Raw genomic sequence first — 417 nt, 5'->3', positions numbered from 1 at the left:
ATCGGTGTTCCTTCAAACACAAAGGCCTTGCGGATTTGATTTTCCAAGAAACGCATATAGGAGAAGTGCATGAGCTCTTCTTCGTTGACAAAGACCACAAATGTTGGTGGCTTGGTCGCAACCTGAGTCGCATAGAAAATCTTGAGGCGTTTGCCCTTGTCGGTCGGTGTTGGGTTGATGGCAATGGCGTCCATGATAACATCGTTGAGAACAGCCGACGGAATGCGGGTATTCTGGCTCTCACTGATAGCCTTGATCATCTCAGGCAACTTATGCAAGCGTTGTTTGGTCAAGGCTGACACAAAGATAATCGGTGCGTAAGACAAGTATTGGAACTGGTCACGAATATCGTCTTCCCACTGCTTCATGGTATGGTTGTCTTTTTCAAGCGTGTCCCACTTGTTGACCACGATAATC

At 47.0% G+C, this 417-nt stretch carries 1 pseudogene; it reads right to left on the bottom strand.

The window, feature by feature from the left end:
* A pseudogene (engA, locus tag C1E99_RS04785) lies at window positions 1-417 on the bottom strand (ribosome-associated GTPase EngA); the annotation flags it as partial.

The sequence above is a fragment of the Streptococcus suis genome (assembly GCF_002964045.1).
Classification (GTDB): domain Bacteria; phylum Bacillota; class Bacilli; order Lactobacillales; family Streptococcaceae; genus Streptococcus; species Streptococcus suis_U.
Note: the sequence above shows the minus strand (reverse complement) of the source record. Positions and strands in the feature narration are given on the sequence as shown.